Genomic DNA, 16210 nt, shown 5'->3' with positions numbered 1-16210 from the left:
TTTAGGAAAGATGACTTTGAAAAGATTCGGGGGGACCGTTATGAGGATGAGGCGCAAACATAGAAAGCATCGTCATTTAAAACGTCAAGTTCGGTTTTGTTTTGTTGTTTTTATGCTGATTGTCAGCATTTTTCTGCTTAACCGCGCAGTAGGGCAACTATTTGAAAAGGTAACGACCGATCAGATCCACAATGCGGGCGTCCGGATTTTAAATCATGCTGTGGAGGAGCTATCCGAAAACGACGCGGTCAATGCGCAGGACCTCGTGACGATCTCTTATAAGGACGACCAAACGATTTCTTCTATTTCCATCAATTCCGCAGAGGTCAACCGGATCCGCACCGAAATTACCTCTACTGTTTTGGAGGAAATCAAAGCTGAAGGAGTGGAAACGGTCCAGATCCCCTTAGGAAGTCTCAGCAACCTTTGGTTTTTTTCCGCACAGGGACCGAAAATTGATTTCGATGTGTTTCCCAGCGGTTATTTAACCAGCAAAATTACCAGTGAGTTTGATTCGGCAGGGATCAACCAGACTAGGCACCGTCTGGTTTTGAATCTTTCTCTTGATTTGATGTGCGTGAATCTCCTGCACCGCCAAACGGTGACCGTTAATTCCGAATACATTCTGTCGGAAACTATTATCGTAGGGGAAACGCCCCAGCAGTACGCCCAGCTTTTGTTTGAAGACCAAAGCAAAATCGAAACCCAAAAATAAAAGGGAGGAATTTCAAATCCTCCCTTTTATTTTTTCCTTTTCCGGACAAACTAATTCTGGATCGATTTGAAAGGAGAATGCACCATGGAGCATACAAAAGCAGAATGGAAAAACCAGGATAATGAAGCGGAAGAGAATTCTGACGAAACCAATACAGAAGAACAGGAACAACAGCAAAACAGTATTGTCGACATGGGTTCGGTCACTACAAAGGGAAAGCACCTGATTCATTGCCTGACTATTATCGGGCAGGTGGAGGGGCATTATATCCTGCCGGCGCAGAATAAGACCACCAAATATGAACATGTGATCCCGCAGTTGGTAGCGATTGAAGAGGACCCGGACATCAAAGGTTTGATTATCATGATCAACACAGTAGGCGGAGATGTAGAAGCCGGCCTGGCGATTGCGGAACTGATCGCCGGCATGACAAAGCCAACAGTATCATTAGTTCTGGGAGGCGGACATTCGATCGGGGTTCCTTTGGCGGTCAGTGCACAAAAATCATTTATCGTACCATCTGCCACTATGACGATCCATCCAGTGCGGATGAGCGGGCTGGTTCTGGGAGTGCCGCAGACCTTTTCCTACTTTGAAAAGATGCAGGACAGGATCGTACAATTTGTTACAGACAATTCCAGAATCCGGGAAAACCGTTTTACAGAGCTGATGATGACGACCGGGGAGCTTGCTATGGATGTGGGAACGGTATTGAATGGTACGGATGCCGTAAAAGAGGGGCTGATAGATTCCTTAGGGGGATTGTCGGACGCCCTGCATTGCCTGTATGACATGATCGACCAAAAAGAGTCAGAAAAGAGTGAAAAGTAAGATGTTATATACAATCATTGATGAAAATGAGATATTCACTCAACCAAAAAATATCAGTTATTTTTATAAAAGGGTTGATAATTGTATCCTTGAGGGTGTAAAATATGATAAGAGTATTATGCTCAATCGGGTCATTTCGACCGATCTGCGCGATTACCTGAAACCGGAATACCGTTTAGGGGCGCGGATGAAAGATCTGTAACAACAGATCTTTTACATAAACAAAGAAGAAAGGTACATACGTTATGTCTATTATCGAAGCACTTATTCAGGGAATCGTCCAGGGATTGACAGAATTTTTACCGGTGTCCAGCTCCGGGCACTTGTCGTTATACCAGCACTTCACCGGATTAAGCGGGGAATCCGGTTTGATGTTTTCTATTATCCTGCATGTCGGAACACTGGTTGCCGTTTTTGGGGCGTTTTATCGCTTGATTTGGGATTTGATCCTGGAATTTTTTCGGATGATACGCGATATTTTTACCGGGAAATTTTCTTTCAAAAATCGAAATGCAGAACGCAATATGATTTTTATGATCATTTTAGCACTGGTACCGCTTGCGATCATCTATTTCCTGTTAGGGGATGTTTACAAGGCTGTTTCTTCCGATAATGACATTATGGTGGAAGGCTTCTGCTTTTTGCTGACTGCGACCCTGCTGTTTTTGGCAGACCGTAAAACCAATGGAACAAAAACAAATGGACAAATCACTCCGCGTGATGCCTTGGTGATCGGGACATTACAGGCAGTCGCACCATTGCCGGGCGTTTCCCGTTCCGGGTCAACGATCGCTTCTGGTTTAATGTGCGGGCTTTCTAAAGAAACCGCTGTTGCATTTTCCTTTATCCTTGGGATCCCGGCAATTTTAGGCGGGTCTGTCATGGAACTAAAGGACGTTACCTCAGCGGACCTGAACCTGCCGATCAGTGTGATTTTAGTTGGATTGATCACTTCAGCAGTAGTAGGCTTCTTATCCATCAAAATGGTGCAGTGGCTGTTAAAGTCCGATCGCTTTAAAATTTTTGCTATTTATACCCTGATTCTTGGTATCATCGTGATCGGAGTCAGCACTTATGAATATATTTCTGGCTCTCCAATCGTTTTTGCGTTTGGAAACGCCGTTGCGTGATCATCAGTATAACAAAAGGCGGAAAAATTTCATGGCAGTAAAAAAGAAAACGTCTTCTACAACAAGGCGTTCCAGCACAAAACCGGCATCCTCATCCAAAAAAAATACCACAAAGCCAGCTTCCAGTGCAAAAAAACGCACCACAAAATCCCAAGCAGAGCAAGAACGCATTCTCCGGCAGGAGCACCGCAAACGTCAGGTTTGGGCAATCATCTTGTTTGCGCTGGGGCTTTTGGTCGCCGCCCTGATTTTTGTAAAAGGGCAGAACCTTTGGCGCGGGATCCACAATGTCCTGTTCGGGATTTTTGGAACAGGCGTGTTTGCTTTACCTGTTTTGATGATCTACATAGCGGTTCGTGCGACTTTGGATGAGCGAATGGGGAAGATACGTCACAAGCTTTGGCAGTCATTGGTATTATTGGCGCTATTGTGTGCGCTTCTGCAAATTCTGGTTGTTGGGAAATATAGCGGAGACAGTTTTACCGAAGTGGTTAAGACCTTGTATTTGGCGGGATCGCTGAAGATCAGCGGCGGGGTTCTAAGCATTGCAGTTGGAATGCCCTTGCTGCTTGCCTGCGGTAAGGTCGGTGCAACGATCATCATTATTTTATTCTCGTTCGCATTTATCCTGCTGATCACCGGAGCGACTTTGCTTGATGTATTCCATAAAGTTTCTGAGCCGGTCAAAAAAATGGAGGATCACTATATCCAGCGGCAGGAAGAGCGGGAAAGGGAACGCGAAGCCAAGTTTGACATCAATGTGGATCTTGGGCCTGATGCTTTGCCGCAACATCCTGTTTCTTCCTCGAAAGCTATTTTCCATACGGAGCCAAAGCCGGATATTACTGTCCAGCCGGAACTAACGGATCATTTTATCGACGTTGTAGAACAGACAGATACCTCGAAAGCGGCGATTGGAAAAGCCTCGAAGATCACCGCTGATTCTATAGAAACAAGGCCAAAACCCAAAAAAGAAGAACGTGTTAATGAAGAAAAAACTACGCCAGAAGCACCTTTAGATGAACTGGTAAAAAAAGCAGTGCCTACACAAGAAGAAGCGGTTTCTGAACCGGAAAAGGCAGAAAAGCCTGATGCAGAGATCGCAAAGCAGCTGTCCCAAAACAGTACTGCAGAACAAAAAGTGCTGTACCGGTATCCTCCGGTCAGTTTATTAAAAGCGCCTGTTAACCGGAAAAACGGTGACATTTCCGTCGAACTGCGCGCTAATGCAGAACGTTTGGTAGATACCTTAAAGAGCTTTGGCGTCCAGACCCGTGTGATCGACATCAGCCGCGGTCCAACGGTTACGCGGTATGAACTTCAGCCCTCGGCTGGGGTGAAGATCAGCAAGATCACTGGCTTGGCGGACGACATTGCACTGAACCTTGCGGCGGCCGGGGTGCGTATTGAAGCGCCGATCCCAAATAAAGCGGCTGTCGGAATTGAAGTGCCAAACCGCCAGACGGATATTGTCACCATCCGGGAAGTGATTGATTCTGTTAGCTTCCGGGATGCAAAAAGCAAGCTTTCCGTTGCATTGGGACGTGATATTTCCGGAAAAGAAGTGGTGTTCGATATTGGGAAAATGCCCCATATGCTGATTGCGGGTGCTACCGGTTCCGGTAAATCAGTGTGTATCAACACCTTGATCATGAGCCTGATGTACAAGGCTACCCCGGATGAGGTACGCCTGTTGATGATCGACCCAAAGGTGGTTGAATTAGGAATCTATAACGGAATTCCGCATCTGCTGGTCCCGGTCGTTACCGATCCGCGGAAAGCCGCCGGTGCTTTGGGCTGGGCTGTTACCGAAATGCTTAACCGCTATAAGCTGTTCGCGGACAACCAGGTCCGTGATCTGCATGGTTATAATGAACTGGCCATGACAAAAGAAGACCTGAATCCATTGCCGCAGATCGTGATCATTATCGACGAGCTAGCCGACCTGATGATGGCCGCACCGAACGAGGTGGAAGATTCTATTTGCCGGTTGGCGCAGATGGCGCGTGCGGCGGGAATGCACCTTGTCATTGCAACACAGCGTCCGTCCGTTGATGTGATCACCGGTGTTATTAAGGCGAATATCCCATCCAGGATCGCGTTTGCGGTATCGTCGCAGGTCGACTCCCGCACGATACTGGACTCCGGCGGGGCGGAGAAGCTTCTGGGAAGAGGGGACATGCTTTTCTACCCTGTGGGGATGCCAAAGCCTACCCGGCTTCAGTGCTGCTATGTCAGCGACAAAGAGGTAGAAGAAGTAGTTCAGTTTGTAAAGGGCAATCTGGAATCCGAATACGATGACCAGATCATGGATGAGATCGAAAAACAGGCTGTGAAAGAAAAACCATCTAAATCCAGCGATGGAGGAGGATTTGACGATACTGATGAGCTTCTGGATTCCGCCATTGAATGCGTAATTGAAGCCTCCCAGGCCTCCACCTCTTACTTGCAGAGAAGGCTGAAAGTAGGATATGCGCGCGCCGCAAGGTTAATGGATGAAATGGAAACCAAAGGGATCATCGGCCCGTTTGAAGGCAGTAAGCCGCGACAGGTCTTGATGACCAGAGATCAATGGCTGGAAATGAAAATGAACCAGTCAGGTGAAAACGAATCATAATCTCAGCAGGGAATCTCTTTTTTGTAAAAAGGGATTTCCTGCTGTTGTGTCGTAAAGCTTCCTATATCTTTCCTATTAGCGGGTATGGGAAAACTGCTTACAGTCTTTCATCGTCAAATATTGTCTAAGATTGGAATAAAGGAGAAATACCATGGCAGATTTTTTGCCTATCACCAAAAAAGAAATGACAGAACGTGGCATAACACAGTTTGACTTTATCTGTGTTACCGGGGATTCCTATGTCGACCATCCCTCGTTTGGGATCGCGATCATTTCCAGATTGCTGGAATCTCAGGGGTTTTCTGTTGGAATGATCGCACAGCCGGATTGGAGAAATAAAAAGGACTTTTGCGAATTTGGCGCGCCCAAATACGCCTTTTTAGTGACCGGCGGAAATATCGACTCAATGGTGGCGCATTATACTGTGGCAAAGCGCCGGCGTTCTGACGACGCGTATACTGCTGGGGGAAAAGCTGGAAAACGCCCCGACAGGGCAGTGACCGTTTACACGAAAGCATTAAAGGCTATTTATCCTGAAGTCCCGGTACTGATCGGCGGGCTGGAGGCTTCCTTGCGGCGGTTTGCGCACTATGATTACTGGGATGACGCCGTTCACCCTTCGATCCTTTGCAGTTCCGGGGCGGACCTGTTGATGTACGGCATGGGGGAATTGCAGATCACTGAGATTGGGCGTCGTTTCCGGGAAGGGCAGACCGTTTCCCAGATGACTGATATTTGCGGTACCTGCTATCTGACCGATCCTGTGAACACGCCTTACGGTGCTGTGCAGTGTCCTGATTTTCAAATCGTGGCACGGGACAAAAAAAGTTATGCAAAGGCCACACGCCAGCAGATGAATGAACAGGACGAGGTGTATGGAAAAACGATCGTCCAGCGCCAGGGAGATAAAATGCTGGTACAAAACCCGCCGATGCGTTCCTTGAGCCAATCAGAGCTGGACAAGGTATACGCCTTGCCATATATGAGAATGTATCATCCCAGCTATGAACCGCTGGGCGGGGTGGCGGCAATCGAAGAAGTAGAATTTTCCATCGCCCACAACCGGGGATGCTTCGGAGCCTGCAATTTTTGTTCTATTGCATTTCATCAGGGGCGCAAAATCGCCGTTCGGAGTGAGGAATCTGTATTGCGGGAGGCGAAACTTCTTGCAAGCAGTCCGCGCTTTAAGGGATATATCCACGATGTTGGGGGACCTACGGCAAACTTTCGTCAGCCCTCCTGCAAAAAGCAATTAGAGCATGGCTTGTGCAAAGGAAAGAAATGTCTGGCGCCAACACCTTGCAAACAATTGGAGGCAGACCATACCGAATATCTGGAACTTCTGCGCAAAATCAGGGCCATACCGGGTGTAAAACGGGTGTTTATCCGTTCCGGGATCCGGTATGATTATTTGATGGAAGATAAAAATGAAGCGTTCTTTGACGAGTTGGTCCGGTACCATGTCAGCGGGCAGCTGAAAGTAGCACCAGAGCATTGCAGCAACGCAGTTTTGGATAAAATGGGGAAACCCCATATTGAAACTTATCTTGCTTTTATGCGCAAGTTTTACCAGAAAACCAAAGAAGCGGAAAAAGAACAATATTTAGTTCCTTATTTGATGTCCTCCCATCCGGGCAGTACCTTACAGGACGCCATTGAACTAGCCTTATTTTTAAAGCAGAACAAGATCCGTCCGGAACAGGTACAGGATTTTTATCCTACTCCCGGTACCGTTTCTACCTGCATGTATTATACCGGGCTGGATCCTTATACCATGGAACCGGTTTATGTGCCTACCGATCCGGAGGATAAAGCGATGCAGCGCGCTTTGCTACAGTATTTTCAGCCTAAAAATCAGGATCTTGTCCGCAAGGCTCTGCGAAAGGCAAAGCGGTTTGATTTGATCGGACATGGAAAAAATGCCCTGGTGGAGGGTAAGCCTGCGGCGCCGCAGGGAAAATATACCGGTACAGGCTGGAAAAAAGGAAATAAGTCCCGGAAAGGAAAGGATCATTCATGGCAAAAAGACGTTACCAAAAAAGGAAAAGGAAACAGAAAACGTCCTTAAAAGCATTTTATTCATTTCTGGCTATCGTGGCATGTTTTTTTGCTGCTATCACGGTCAATACTTACGCTCCGTTTACCAGGTCGCTTCCTACTTGGGAACAAATTCGGGCAGAAGTGGGATCCATGCTGGAAGACGCTTCTTATCCACAGGGATATGTTGACGGGGAAGTCACGGTCCATTATATCGACGTGGGACAGGGGAACTGTACCCTGATCCGTACAAAGGAGCATGCGGTCCTGATCGATGCCGGCGAAAATGACCAAGGGGAAACGGTAGTATCTTATTTAAAGGGGCAGGGCATTAAAAAGATTGATTATGCGATCGCCACCCACCCTCACTCCGATCATATCGGCGGGCTGGATGTGGTGATCCGTGAGATCCCGACTGAAAATATCATCATGCCTAAACTGAAAAAAAGTCTGATCCCAACAACCCGTACTTATGAAGACCTGCTGACAGCGATTCAGGAAAACAATGTCAACGTAATTACCGCCAAGGTGGGGGAGCAATACGAGATCGACGGGGGCATCCTAACAATTTTAGGACCGGCAGGTGATTTTAACGACTTAAATAACATTTCGGTGGGAGCGCGTTTTTCTTATGGGGATGTTGCATTTTTATCCACTGGCGATATGGAAGAACAAGCAGAAGAGGCTTTATTGAACACAGGGGAAAGGTTATCAGCGGATGTTTTTTCAGCAGGGCATCATGGTTCGGATACGGCAAATTCTGAGGCTTTTTTGAAAGCAGTAGGAGCTGAATATTTTGTGGTACAGTGTGGATACCAAAATCAGTACGGGCATCCACACAAGGAAATATTACGGCGCATGGAGCAGCTGGGTGGAGAGATTTTACGTACCGACGTATCTGGAACTATCGTGTTTTCCACCGATGGAACCCAGCTGGACCTGCAAACAGAAAAATAAGAGGAAAAATACTATGGAATATATCATAGACCGTATTGAAAATAAGGTAGCCGTTTTAGAGCTTCCCGACCGCAGTCATATCACCGTGCCTGTCAAAGAGCTACCGGCTGGAGTACAGGAAGGCGATGTGCTAATACAAGGGGAGCAGTCAGAATGGCTGATCGACCAAAAGTCTACTAAAAAAAGACGGGAAAGAATCTTTCGTATGATGGAGCAAATTTTCCCAAAAGAAGACTGATTTTATCTAAAATACTTGCGAAAGCTTGATAAAAATGATACAATAATTTTTGAATGTTGTGACTAAGAACAGCATTTGAAAAGAAAATAGTGGGGGTATTGCTGTTTGAGCAAACAACAGGATATTTTTGTTTCAGAAGAAGAGTTACTGCGCCAACAGGACTTCGCACAAAAGGTAAAAATGCTGCTGCATCAGCATTATGGGGAAGATATGCCGATCGCGCATGTCCATAGCTACGGCTGTCAGCAGAACGTTTCTGACGGGGAAAAGATCAAAGGGATGCTTGCGTTGATGGGATATGGCTTCAGCGATTCCAACGCGGAAGCAGATCTGGTGATCTATAATACCTGTGCTGTGCGTGAAAACGCGGAAGACCGGGTATTCGGAAATGTTGGGGCGTTAAAGCATAATAAACGCCGCAGAAAGGGAATGCTGATCGGACTATGCGGCTGTATGATGCAGCAGGAGCATATCGTGCAGCGCCTAAAAAAAAGTTTCCCTTATGTGGATTTGATCTTTGGGACGCATGTTGTCCACCGTCTGCCGGAGCTGTTATATCAAGCTTTGAGCACAAAAGAACGGGTATTTGAAACACCGGACAGCGATGGCGTGATCGCAGAGCATCTTCCGATCCGTCGGGATGGAACGCTGAAAGCATGGGTTCCGATCATGTACGGATGCAATAATTTTTGCACCTACTGTATCGTACCGTATGTCCGCGGCCGGGAAAGAAGCAGGACTTCGCAAGAGATACTGCATGAGGTTTCCGGGCTGGTTTCTCAAGGATACAAAGAGATCACCCTGCTTGGGCAGAATGTAAATTCCTATGGAAAAGGGCTGGAAGAGGAGATCAACTTTGCCGGCCTGCTTCGTAAGATCAATGGGATAGAGGGGGATTTCCGAATCCGCTTTATGACATCGCACCCAAAGGACGCAACGCCGGAATTGATTGATACAATGGCGGAGTGTGAAAAGGTGTGTCATCATCTGCACCTTCCTGTGCAGTCCGGCAGCGACCGGATCTTAACAGCGATGAACCGTCATTACCAGCGGGAAGATTACCTAAAGCTAGTCGATTACGCACGAAGCAGAATTCCAGACCTTGCTTTGACCAGTGACATTATCGTTGGCTTCCCGGGCGAAACAAGAGAGGATTTTCTAAAGACCATGGACCTGATCCAAACAGTGGGATATGATTCTTTGTTCACCTTTATTTATTCCAAGCGGGTGGGGACCAAAGCCGCTGTGATGGATGATCCGACTCCTTCAGAGGATAAAACTAAATGGCTGATGGAGCTGTTGGAAGTCCAGAAAAAAATTGGAGAAGACAAATTAAAAGAATACGTTGGGAAAACATTGCGCATCCTAGTAGACGGTCCTGGAAAAAGCGGGGAGGACTATGTTACAGGGCGCACCGAACAAAATTTTATCGTGGATTTGAAGGGCCCTGCCGATCTCATTGGAAATTTTGTAGATGTTCGGATCACCAAAGCATTGAACTGGGCTTTACTCGGCGAACTACTTTAAGCAGGAAACCGATTAAATCATAAATGAAAGTTTTTATCAGAAAGGAATTTTTAAGATGTCTATTATTGATTTGGCAAGACAGATGGGGAAAGAAATTCAGGCAAGCGAAGAATACAAAGCACTGCACGACGCGAAAGAAGCAAATGACAATGACGCAGAATTGCAGGATTCTATCGGTAAGTTTAATTTAAAACGGATAGAGCTTAGCACTGCAATGTCCGCAGAAAAAAAAGACGATGCGAAAATTGCTGATATTGACCGGGAACTGAAAGCGGTTTATCAATCTATCATGCAGAACCCACACATGGCTGCTTTCAATCACGCAAAACAGGAAATGGATAAAATGATGAACGAAGTTACTACCATTTTAATGCTGTGTGTCAATGGAGAAGACCCAGATACCTGTTCTGCAGAACAGTCCGGCTGTTCTGGAAGCTGCTCTACCTGCGGAGGCTGTCACTAATCTTAATAATTAACAATAAAAACAGTATGAAAATTATTTCGTACTGTTTTTATTGTTTTATTTGCTAATTTTTATCAAAAAATCTAGTAAATCTGCGAAATCAAAAAAATCTTCACAAAAATAACATACACAGATTCATATTTATGGTATAATAAATATATCTTATTTTTTGGAGGCTCTTAAATTATGAAATTCAAAATGCGCGCTTTGTATTTTTCTCCAGCAGGAAATACAGAAAAAATGGCTCGTGCAATCGCTAAAGCACAGGAAGCGGTATGTGATCAGATCCCGCCGGCATATCCAAGTGAGAATGAAAAGCTTTTGTTTATTGGGGTAGAAATGAAAGGATCTTCTGCCAATAAGGCCGTACTGGATCTTTGTCGCGACCTGACCCCGGCAAGAGCAAAAAATGTTGCGTTTTTCGCGGTTGGATCAGGGAATTTTTCCGCTGTTGAAGAACTGAAGAACATTGTAAAAGGGAAGGGCATCGAGGTTGCCGGAACTACATATGAATGTACCGTAAAAGGCGGTTTGTTCAAACAGGGAAAAGTATCAGACGGCGATGTATCTGGCGTAGTAGCGTGGGCAGAAGAGATCGTAAACTCTTTAGCTGTTTAAATCCTGTACCGTTAAGGACAAGGCCAAAAGCCTTGTCCTTTTTGTTAGATAAATTTTAAAAAAACACTTGACAATATCAAAAAAATATTCTATAATATAAAAGCTGTGTTAAACAGTACAAGCTGTGGAGAAGTCGCCTAGCCCGGTTTATGGCGCACGACTGGAACTCGTGTATGCGTTAATAGCGCATCGAGGGTTCGAATCCCTCCTTCTCCGCCAATCAAAAAGAATCGCCTTAAAACAGGCGGTTCTTTTTTTATCCCCGAATTTCACTCGATTTTATTCAAATTTTGAGGATATTGGTAAAGAAAAAGGAAGATAAGACATCTCCGTCTTATCTTCCTTTTTCTTTACCGGGAGTTCATTTAAGCTTTTGTAGTTTGACGCATCCTATCCCTATATTCCTTTGGACTTTCCTGTTCTGTTCGTTTGAAAGTCTGGGAAAAATAAGAAGGGGAGGAAAAGCCAACAATATCCGAAATTTGGGAAAGAGAAAAATCAGTATTTTCCAAAAGGTATTTGCTTTCTTCGATCCGTTTTCCGATCATATAAGCGATCGGAGCCATTCCATAAGTTTTTCGGAACGTATGGGTCAAATAAAATTTATTCATATGGATCACATCAGCTAACTGGTCTAGGGTGATGTTTTCTTTAAAATGTGTATCAATATATTGTTTCAGCGCTGTACATTCCTTGCTGATTCGGTTAGTAGGGATCAAAGCAAAAGCGCAGTTTGAATCCCGCATCAAATTAAGCAATAAAATTTCCAAAACATTTTGACACACCGTTTCATATCCTTTCGGTTTATCCTGAATCTCTTTTGTCAATGTTTTAAAATAGAACCAAAACTCATTTTTTTTCCCGCGATAATTAAAGACACTGTAATTCTTGATTTCCTCCTCTTCTGGCTGAAATACAAAGGAAAGCCCCTCGATTCCCAATGCAACATATTCTAAAGGCTGATCATAAACCGATACCTCTGTATGTAGCGTTTGGGAATTTATGATAACCAAATCATCCTCTTTTACTGGGAAGCGTTTTTCTTCTACAATGAATTCTCCTTTTCCGCGTACCACATAAAACAACTCAGAAAAATGGTGCATGTGCAACAGACTGTTCCAGTCTTTTCCATAGGAGGAGGTAGTGATGTAAAGAAGCTTTGCCCCAATGTCCTTGATCTGTGTGCTGTCAATATCATAGCGATTATTGCTCATAGACTCACCTTCCTTTTTAGAAATGTTGCTTTTTCAATAAATTTATTATAACGCATATACAAAATTTTTACAACAATATCGTGAAAAATAAACAATTATTTTTTACTACTAATTATTTGAATTTATAGTTTGTTTGTAATATCGTATAAAAAATAAATTATTGCGACTGAAATTGCTCTAGAATGAATTAGAATTTTTAACTCACTAAAGTTTTTTTATACAATTTACACGAAGTGAACAATATCTATAAATTTTGAAGCAACAATTTGATTGAATTCGTCCTTTTGATGACTATAATAAAAGTATACCAAGAACGTGAACGTAACCTTTCTAATCATTTAAGGAGGTAATCAGAAATGAAAATGAAAAAGATTCTTGCATTGGTTATGGCGCTCACTTTGTCCAGTGTCATGGTAACCGGATGCGGCGGCGACACTGATAAAGACCAATCTAAAGGCGGAAATACTACCGGAGGAGAAAAACAGACGCTGAAAGTTGCGGCATTAGAAAGTGCATACGGGGCTGATGTTTGGAAAGAAGTTGTAAAAGCTTTTGAAGAAGAAAAGGGAAATGTTACTGTTGACCTTACGATCGATAAAAGTTTAGAAACCGTAATCAGTGCTAAGATGAAAGCTGGGGAATATCCTGACTTTGTTCATCTGGCAACCGGACGTCCAGATGCTTTGACAGAAACTTTAATTAAAGACAACGGCTTGCTTGCGATCGACGATGTGTTCGACATGACCGTTCCTGGAGAAAGCAAAACCGTTTCTGAAAAATTGATCCCAGGGTTCCGTGATTCTTCCATCATTAAACCTTACAGCGATGGAAAGACTTACATGGCCCCGATGTTCTATTCACCGGCTGGCTTGTTCTATAACGCGGGACTGCTCAAGGAAAAAGGCTGGGAGGTTCCTACCACTTGGGACCAAATGTGGGAGCTCGGTGATAAGGCAAAAGCAGAAGGAATCGCATTATTCACTTATCCAACGTCAGGATACTTTGATGCATTCTCCTGGGCTTTGCTAGCAAACATTGGCGGACCGGATTTCCTGAAAAAGGTGACCAGCTATGAAGAGGGGATCTGGGACACCGCAGAAGGTGCAAAATATCTGGAAATCATGGGAAAACTGGCAGAATACACAGAAAAGAATACGGTTGCAAATGCCAACAATACCAACTATCTGAAAAACCAGCAGTTGATTTTGGATAACAAAGCGATCTTCATGCCGAACGGCACATGGGTCATCGGCGAGATGGAAGAAGCTCCAAAGGCAGAGGGCTTTGAATGGGCAACCGCTTCTATTCCGCGGGTAAATGAAAGTGATGAACAGTATATCACTACGTTCTTTGAACAGTGTTGGATCCCTGCAGCTTCTGAAAATCAGGATCTGGCAAAAGAATTTATGGCCTTCATGTATAGTGACAAAGCGGCTCAGATCTTTGCAAACTACGGCGCAGTACAGCCAATTCAGGGTGCTTCTGCAATGATTCCTGACAGCAGAGGAGAAAAGTCCCTGTACGCTATTTATGACACTCCAGTAAACGCAATTACTGATGGCGGTTTTGCTACCACCGACGCGGTAGAAGGCGTCAGCATTGCAGACAGCTGGTTTAGCGCATATGACAGCGTAGTTTCCGGTTCCAAGACTGTAGAGGAATGGAAAGCAGGGATCGTAGAAGCAAGCGATAAACTTCGTCCGGCTTTAAAATAACGCAAACTTGCAAGACTAAAAACTTGCCGGAAAACAGGCTGATAAAAACGGCGGGTAATAAAAATTTCCCGCCGTTTTTTCACTCATTCAGACAAAAACACCGAATATTTCGCAGACAATATGATTGCGACGGGGAAAAGAGAGGAAACCATGGAAAAGCAGAAAGGCCGCGGCCGTTTTATCTTCTTTTGTGTTGCGCCTGCAACAATCCTTTTTCTGATATTTATGGTAATTCCAACCATCAATATCTTTCGGATGTCTTTTTATAAATGGGGCGGGTACTCACCAAACAAAGAATTTGTCGGATTTAACAATTTTGTTACCCTGTTCCAAGACACAAAATTTTTACAGTCTTTCCAAAATACAGTACTGTTGATCGTTATTGTAACCATCGTCACCTTTGGATTGGCTTTGATTTTTGCCGCTTTGCTTACAAGGGCAAAAGTAAAAGGAACGAACTTCTTCCGTACTATTTTTTATATTCCAAACATTTTGTCTATGGTAGTCATTGCAGCAATTTTCTCCGCAATTTACGACCCGGATAGAGGTCTTTTGAATGGTATTTTAGGGATATTCCGCGGAGATGCTCAGGCAATTGCATGGCTTGGAGATCAAAAAATTGTTATCTATAGTATTGCAGGAACGCTGATCTGGCAGGCGATCGGGTACTATATGGTCATGTATATGGCCAGCATGGCCAGTATTCCAGAAAGCCTGTATGAAAGCGCTAACCTAGAAGGGGTAAGCGCTGTAAAGCAATTTTTTACGATTACGATCCCACTTATCTGGACCAACATCCGCACCACCTTGACCTTTTTTATCATCAGCTCTATCAACCTGAGCTTTTTGCTTGTCACGACCATGACAGACGGAAAACCGGATGGCGCTACCGAGGTATTCTTAAGCTATATGTATAAACAGGCGTATGGGAACTCCTCGTACGGGTACGGAATGGCGATCGGCGTTATCGTATTTTTGTTTTCATTCCTGTTGTCTGCTGTTGTCAATGCCGTCACCAAGCGTGAGCCGATCGAATTTTAGAAGGAGGGCATACAAAGATGAAAAGTCGAATCACAATCGGAAGAGTTATCACTTATATCGCCCTCATCATATTGGCTGTTTCGATCATCGTCCCGGTAGGCTGGGTATTTTTAGCCTCTATCAAAGAGAACAACGAGTTTTATGGAAATCCATGGACACTTCCAAAAGGGTTTCATTTCCAAAACTTTTCAGAGGCTTTTTCCCAGGCACGCATGGGGTCGTATTTCTTTAACTCAGTGATGGTCACGGTGATCGCACTGGCGTTATTGCTGATACTTGCTTTGCCTGCGGCTTATGTGCTGTCCCGTTACAAATTCAGAGGGAATAAGCTGTTGAATCTGGCCTTTATGGCAGGGTTATTTATCAATGTCAGCTATATCGTGGTACCGATCTTCCTGATGCTGGTTGACGGGAATAAATTTTTGAAACAGATCTTTGGGGGAAATGTCAGCTTCTTTTTAAATAATATCTTTATTATGGGACTGATCTACGCTTCCACAGCGCTCCCATTTACCATTTACCTGCTGTCCAGTTATTTCAAGACCCTTCCTAAAGACTTTGAGGAAGCTGCTTATGTTGACGGAGCAGGATATTTTAAAACCATGACGGCTATTATCCTGCCTATGGCAAAACCAAGTATTATCACAGTGATTTTGTTTAATTTCCTGGCGTTCTGGAACGAATACATTATTGCAGTGACTATTATGACAGAAGATACTGCCAAAACATTGCCGGTCGGTTTAATGAACCTAATGGCTGCCCAAAATGCAAAAGCAGAGTATGGAAAATTGTATGCCGGACTGGTAATCGTCATGCTGCCCACATTGATCCTGTACATGATCGTACAAAAACAACTGATCCAGGGTATGACTGCCGGCGGGATCAAAGGTTAAGGAGGAAAACGATGAAACAATATCTGTCAGATCATAAGATCCTTCAGGTGATCCTATGCCTTATCATTTTTATAGTCAGCCTGGCACTGATTATTTTAGGACAAAAGGAAATAGGCTATATTGGCATCCTTAAAATGATGATCGGGCTGGCTGGAATCCTATTTTTGCTCGGCTTTTACAACAGCTTTTACAACAAATAGGGATGCCGGGAAAC

Annotated in this window: 16 protein-coding genes and 1 tRNA gene; 16 read left to right on the top strand and 1 reads right to left on the bottom strand. The window is 44.4% G+C overall.

Annotation, left to right across the window (positions count from 1 at the left end; genetic code table 11):
• The first annotated feature begins 46 nt into the window (after positions 1–46).
• From yunB to CIB36_RS05910, 12 genes are all read left to right on the top strand, one after another.
• Positions 47–715: a sporulation protein YunB gene (gene yunB / locus CIB36_RS05965; protein WP_158662593.1), complete on the top strand. Its 669-nt coding sequence runs from the start codon at positions 47–49 to the stop codon at positions 713–715.
• A gap of 84 nt (positions 716–799) precedes the next feature.
• Entirely contained in the window at positions 800–1546 is a 747-nt protein-coding gene (locus CIB36_RS05960; protein WP_093988614.1) for a ClpP family protease, read from the top strand.
• 1 nt (position 1547) lies between these two features.
• Positions 1548–1748 (top strand): YlzJ-like family protein, encoded by a 201-nt coding sequence (locus CIB36_RS05955; protein WP_093988613.1) that lies wholly within the window; start codon positions 1548–1550, stop codon positions 1746–1748.
• A gap of 43 nt (positions 1749–1791) precedes the next feature.
• Positions 1792–2676, top strand: a complete 885-nt coding sequence (locus CIB36_RS05950) for an undecaprenyl-diphosphate phosphatase (RefSeq protein WP_093988612.1) — start codon at positions 1792–1794, stop codon at positions 2674–2676.
• A gap of 31 nt (positions 2677–2707) precedes the next feature.
• Complete coding sequence (locus CIB36_RS05945) at positions 2708–5293, top strand: FtsK/SpoIIIE family DNA translocase (RefSeq protein ID WP_093988611.1); 2586 nt, start codon at positions 2708–2710, stop codon at positions 5291–5293.
• A gap of 151 nt (positions 5294–5444) precedes the next feature.
• Positions 5445–7361, top strand: a complete 1917-nt coding sequence (locus CIB36_RS05940) for a YgiQ family radical SAM protein (protein ID WP_093988610.1) — start codon at positions 5445–5447, stop codon at positions 7359–7361.
• Positions 7310–8287, top strand: a complete 978-nt coding sequence (locus CIB36_RS05935; protein ID WP_093988609.1) for a ComEC/Rec2 family competence protein — start codon at positions 7310–7312, stop codon at positions 8285–8287. Before CIB36_RS05940 ends, CIB36_RS05935 begins: the two co-directional genes overlap by 52 nt.
• A 13-nt stretch (positions 8288–8300) precedes the next feature.
• Positions 8301–8525, top strand: coding sequence for a DUF3006 domain-containing protein (locus tag CIB36_RS05930; protein ID WP_158662592.1), 225 nt, complete (start codon positions 8301–8303; stop codon positions 8523–8525).
• Positions 8526–8630: 105 nt separating this feature from the next.
• Positions 8631–10052: a tRNA (N6-isopentenyl adenosine(37)-C2)-methylthiotransferase MiaB gene (gene miaB, locus CIB36_RS05925; protein ID WP_229408203.1), complete on the top strand. Its 1422-nt coding sequence runs from the start codon at positions 8631–8633 to the stop codon at positions 10050–10052.
• A 55-nt stretch (positions 10053–10107) separates the two neighbouring features.
• On the top strand, positions 10108–10515 hold the full coding sequence (locus CIB36_RS05920; protein WP_093988607.1) for a YlbF family regulator: 408 nt from the start codon (positions 10108–10110) through the stop codon (positions 10513–10515).
• Between the two features lie 186 nt (positions 10516–10701).
• Positions 10702–11133 carry a flavodoxin family protein gene (locus CIB36_RS05915; RefSeq protein WP_093988606.1) on the top strand — a complete coding sequence of 144 codons (432 nt, stop codon included), beginning with the start codon at positions 10702–10704 and terminating at the stop codon, positions 11131–11133.
• Between the two features lie 126 nt (positions 11134–11259).
• A tRNA-Ser gene (locus tag CIB36_RS05910) sits at positions 11260–11352 on the top strand.
• Between the two features lie 146 nt (positions 11353–11498).
• Here CIB36_RS05910 and CIB36_RS05905 read toward each other — a convergent pair.
• Positions 11499–12347, bottom strand: a complete 849-nt coding sequence (locus tag CIB36_RS05905; RefSeq protein ID WP_093988605.1) for an AraC family transcriptional regulator — start codon at positions 12345–12347, stop codon at positions 11499–11501.
• 356 nt (positions 12348–12703) lie between these two features.
• Between CIB36_RS05905 and CIB36_RS05900 the strand changes: the two genes are divergently transcribed.
• The 4 genes from CIB36_RS05900 to CIB36_RS05885 all read left to right on the top strand — a co-directional run bounded on the left by CIB36_RS05900 (position 12704) and on the right by CIB36_RS05885 (position 16196).
• Entirely contained in the window at positions 12704–14062 is a 1359-nt protein-coding gene (locus CIB36_RS05900; protein WP_203226430.1) for a carbohydrate ABC transporter substrate-binding protein, read from the top strand.
• A 150-nt stretch (positions 14063–14212) separates the two neighbouring features.
• Complete coding sequence (locus CIB36_RS05895; RefSeq protein ID WP_093988604.1) at positions 14213–15103, top strand: carbohydrate ABC transporter permease; 891 nt, start codon at positions 14213–14215, stop codon at positions 15101–15103.
• Positions 15104–15120: 17 nt separating this feature from the next.
• The gene (locus tag CIB36_RS05890) at positions 15121–15996 is read left to right on the top strand and encodes a carbohydrate ABC transporter permease (protein WP_093988603.1); all 876 of its coding nucleotides are present in this window, start codon (positions 15121–15123) and stop codon (positions 15994–15996) included.
• Positions 15997–16007: 11 nt separating this feature from the next.
• Positions 16008–16196 carry a DUF6903 family protein gene (locus CIB36_RS05885; protein WP_093988602.1) on the top strand — a complete coding sequence of 63 codons (189 nt, stop codon included), beginning with the start codon at positions 16008–16010 and terminating at the stop codon, positions 16194–16196.
• Positions 16197–16210 lie beyond the last annotated feature (14 nt).

The sequence above is a fragment of the Massiliimalia timonensis genome (genome assembly GCF_900186585.1).
GTDB classification, from domain to species: domain Bacteria; phylum Bacillota; class Clostridia; order Oscillospirales; family Ruminococcaceae; genus Massiliimalia; species Massiliimalia timonensis.
The sequence above is the reverse complement of the archived record's forward strand: the minus strand, read 5'-3'. Positions and strand labels throughout refer to the sequence as shown.